This is a genomic window from Streptomyces sp. AC555_RSS877, assembly GCF_019049245.1.
Taxonomy (GTDB): Bacteria; Actinomycetota; Actinomycetes; order Streptomycetales; family Streptomycetaceae; genus Streptomyces.
Map to the genome: position 1 here is coordinate 1 of NZ_JAGMUK010000031.1, position 3,914 is coordinate 3,914.

General features: G+C 65.5%; 3 protein-coding genes and 1 pseudogene. 1 reads left to right on the top strand and 3 read right to left on the bottom strand.

Annotation, left to right across the window (positions count from 1 at the left end; translation table 11 throughout):
• Positions 1–341: 341 nt before the first annotated feature.
• Together KUM49_RS14965 and KUM49_RS14970 are read right to left on the bottom strand one after the other, a co-directional pair.
• A pseudogene (locus tag KUM49_RS14965) lies at positions 342–752 on the bottom strand (transposase); the annotation flags it as partial.
• A gap of 555 nt (positions 753–1,307) precedes the next feature.
• Complete coding sequence (locus tag KUM49_RS14970; RefSeq protein WP_217237326.1) at positions 1,308–2,075, bottom strand: transposase; 768 nt, start codon at positions 2,073–2,075, stop codon at positions 1,308–1,310.
• Positions 2,076–2,148: 73 nt separating this feature from the next.
• On the opposite strand from KUM49_RS14970, the gene KUM49_RS14975 reads away from it, so the two are divergent.
• Positions 2,149–2,532 (top strand): hypothetical protein, encoded by a 384-nt coding sequence (locus KUM49_RS14975; protein WP_217237327.1) that lies wholly within the window; start codon positions 2,149–2,151, stop codon positions 2,530–2,532.
• 66 nt (positions 2,533–2,598) lie between these two features.
• Here the strand turns inward: KUM49_RS14975 and KUM49_RS14980 are convergent, their stop codons facing one another.
• Positions 2,599–3,666, bottom strand: coding sequence for an IS701 family transposase (locus KUM49_RS14980; RefSeq protein WP_308406626.1), 1,068 nt, complete (start codon positions 3,664–3,666; stop codon positions 2,599–2,601).
• Positions 3,667–3,914: the final 248 nt, after the last annotated feature.

Below are 3,914 nucleotides of genomic sequence, written 5' to 3' on the forward strand. Positions count from 1 at the left end.
CGCGGCTCTGGCCAGACCGACTCCAACGCGGCCTTCACCGTGCGGAATCCGACTCCGTACTCACGCATCAAGGCCCGGTACGACATCCCTGCCCGGGCATCACGGCGGATCGCCGCGTACAAGTCGACCTTGGATTTCGGTGGCGCCATCGCAGCCTCATCCCGCAGAGCACGTCCATGCTCCCACCGCAAGCCCTCAAGTGTTGCCAGAACTCACAGACATCGCCCTCCGGCGAAACAAGGCGTTCTCGGCCCTGAGCGACAAGTGGTGTCAGGTTCCACTAACAAAGCCACACTGAGGAATGCCGCCCCGGCCATCCAAGCCGGGGCTTTGGGAGCCAGGGCGCGCGCCAGAACCGCGATCGCGCGGCCCAGGTCGCTGTCCTGCGGCAGCGGCCGGTGCGCATGCATGTCAGTCCGCAGGATGTTCGCCAGTACCAGAGCGTCACCCGGGTCGGACTTCTTGCGCGAGACAGAATGCCGGTCGCGGTAGCGGGCGGCGGCCATCGGGTTGATCGCGAATACCTGGCGTTCGCCGGTGCGCAGCACGGCCACGAGGAGTCCGCATGAGGTCTCGATCGCCACCGGGATCGGAGCTTCCTGGGTGTCCCCATGCTCGGCAAGCAAATCCAGCAGGATCTTATAACCGGCTGCGTCGTCGGTGATGTGTCGTTTGGCCAGTAACTGGCCAGTGTCGTCGACCAGGGCGATGTCGTGTGTCTGTTCCGCCCAGTCGATGCCGCAGTAGATCAAGACAGGTTCCTCCCCATGATGCTGTTTGTGCTGGTAGCGAGCTCATGCGGGACCACGCGGCGCCCTAATCCCAGGCCTCGGACAAGCCGGGCCGACACCTCGGTAGCCGTTCGTGGCACCAGCTCGTCCCACGGGCCCCGGTCTGTGAGGGAGTTCAGGCGACTCGGGAGTATCAAGAGGTCACCGTGCGACGGGCTCACACCACAACACCAACGAGTGATCAGGCGGCGGGTGTTGACGCATGAAGGCGCCGGGCGGCGAACTGTCTGGCCAGGGCCCTCGGAGGGCGTGGTGATGTAAGCCGTCCGCCCGGCGTCCACGGGCACCAGCACCGATCGCAGTGGTGGACCTCGAGCACACCGGACGCCGCCGCTCTCTACCAAGGCCTCAGAGCCGGTAGGCAACAAGGCATCCGTCCGGCGCCATTCAGGCTGTGTGCCCGATATTCGAACGATCCACAGAGCTTTTGATGGCCTCCAGACCGCCCTAAGGCTTGTCCCGTAATGATCTACGGGTCGCTCGAAGGATGATGGGTCGCTGTGCGGAACCGCTCGTCTATCCGGCGAGGATGAGGTTGTGCAGTCGGGCGATGCCGAGCATGGCATGGTGAACGCCGTCGCCTTTGAGACGGCAGTCGCGCAGGATTTTCCAGGTCTTCATCCGGGCGAAGGCGTGCTCGACACGGGCGCGTACCTGCTTGTGGGACTTGTTGTGGGCTTCCTTCCAGGCCGGCAGTTCCTCGCCCCTGCGGCGGCGGTGGGGCATGACGAGTCCAGTGCCGGGGTAACCGCCGTCGGCGATCGTCACGGTCTTGCCGACGGCGAACTTCGCGCCGGACTCTTCCCATGCCTTGCAGTCATTGCGGTTGCCTGGCAGCGGGCGGCCGACCACGACGACCAGGCGGGTGTCGGCATCAATGACGACTTGGTGGTTGGTGGAGTACCGGTAGTTCTTAGACTGCTCGGCAACGGTGTGGTCGCGGGTGGGGACCAGGGTGCCGTCCACGATGAGCACGGTGTCCTTGCGGAACCGCCGGCGCGGCTGAAGCGCGAGTTTCGGGCCGAGATGACGGATGACTCGGTCGGCTGCGGACTTGGAGATGCCGAAAAGCGGGGCGAGTTGGCGCAGCGTCAAGTTCGTGCGCCAGTAGGCGGCGACCAGCAGGATGCGGTCCTCCAGCGACAGTCCCCAGGGGCGTCCTCGCTGGGCCTCGACCCTGGTCTCACGGCGGACTGCAGTCACCAACTTGGCGAAACAGCGCGGGCTCAGCCCGGTGAACGGGCCTATCCAGGACGGCTCGGACGCCGTGATCACACCAGCCACAAGGTGATCATTCCAGTTGCAGGCTCCCCCTCCCACGGCCGATCCTGTGTGCTCGGCCAATGAGGAGGACACGGTGGGACTTGTTCTGCTCCCGGGCGACGACAACACCGACAGCCCGGACGTCTCCTGGTCCTACACCGGCTTCGGAATGTTCCGTGAGTGGGTGGCACAGATCGAAGGGTTCACCCTTGACGAGATGCGCGGCTTCGGCGGAGAGCGTCCCTGGAGCGAAGTCTCCACCACGCTGACGCCGCTTCTCGACCACCCTGACGACGACGGCCCCGACCTCAAGCCGACGCAATGCGCGGCGATCTTGCCCCGTCTCAGGGAGATCGCTGAGCAGCCGCAGGATGACCGACTCGATCCAGCCTGGCAACGCCGCATCCAGGACGTCCGCGAGTTGGTGGTCGTCCTGCAGTTCTGCATCGAGAGGGACGTCGACCTGCTCTTCGGCTAACCACCGGTCGTCGGTGTTACCCCCCCAACGCCACCCCACGGTTACGGGACAGCCCTTAATCACGGATTAGGGTGATGTGCCGCGTCCAGCCGACGTAACGGCGGACCTCGTACTGATCCAGGCCGCACTCGTTCTCGCGGCCTGAAAGCATTCCTCGATCGCCCACCGGCGCCCGGCAACGCTCACGAGCCGGTCGACGCCGGTGCCCACCGGGGCATAACCGAGGTAGTAGGCGATCTCATCGGGTCTGCTGATACTGCGCCGGGCCAGCGCCCAGCGGTGATGGGTGGGCCGCTCGCCGTCGAAGTCCTCGATCACCGGGAGCTGGACAGCAGCCCAGTGATAGACACGCGGGCCTTTGGCGCCGTCGCCGCACGAGTGCTTCTCCCATGCCTCGTCAGGCGCCTGCGTGAAGAGGTGGTCGACAAGGCCAAAGCGCGGTATCTGCTGGGACTTCGGGACAGCCAACACGTAGCCGACGGCGGTTTCTTCCAGCATCCGGCGAAAGCGCCATTCCTGCCCGTAGGCGGCATCCGCGGTCACCCAGCCGATCGGCAGCGGCGAGGAGAGTGCGCGCAGCACTATGGCCCTGGCCAGTTCTGGTTTGGTGGCGAAGGTCCTCTCATCGGGAACCTTGGCGGCGCGACAACGTTCGCGGTCGTCCGTCCAGGACTTGGGCAGATACAGCTCGCGGTCCACCAGGGCGCGTCCGCGGGTGGTGGCGTAGGCGGCGAAGACGCCGATCTGGCAGTTCTCGGTGCGGCCGGCGGTGCCGGAATATTGGCGCTGCACGCCCACGGAGGTGGTGCCTTTCTTGACGAAGCCGGTGTCGTCGAGGATGAGGACCCCGTCGGTTTCGCCGAGGTTGTCGGCGACGTATGTCTGCAGGTCGTCGCGGACGTCGTCGGCGTTCCAGGTGGCTCCGTTCAGGAGCCGTTGCAGGCCGTCGGGGGTGCGGTGGCCTGCGTGTTCGGCCAGTTGCCAGCCGTTTTTGCGGCCGACCGGGCCGAGCAGGGCGCGGACGTAGTCGCGCATGCGTCGTCGTAGGTCTGCGCGGCCGAAGCGGTGGCCGATACGCAGGAAGAGGTCGTCGAGGTCACGGTCCCAGGTCGCGTCGGCAAGGTCGTCGATCACGCGGGGAGGCTGCCCTCATCACAGCTCGGACAGTTCTCGATGCCACTCGTTGGAGGGGCGGTCCGGGAAGACCGCCCCTGACACGCCATCAGCCCACTACACTCCCGACGATGCTTCTGACCAGGCCAGATAGCGAACCGCTGCTGGAGTACTAGTACTCCAGCCGTAGATCGTGATCTCCATGCCTGATGTGCTCAACGCTTCTGCTGACGGATGAGCACTCGAGTTGGCGAGCTGTGCCTTCCGAT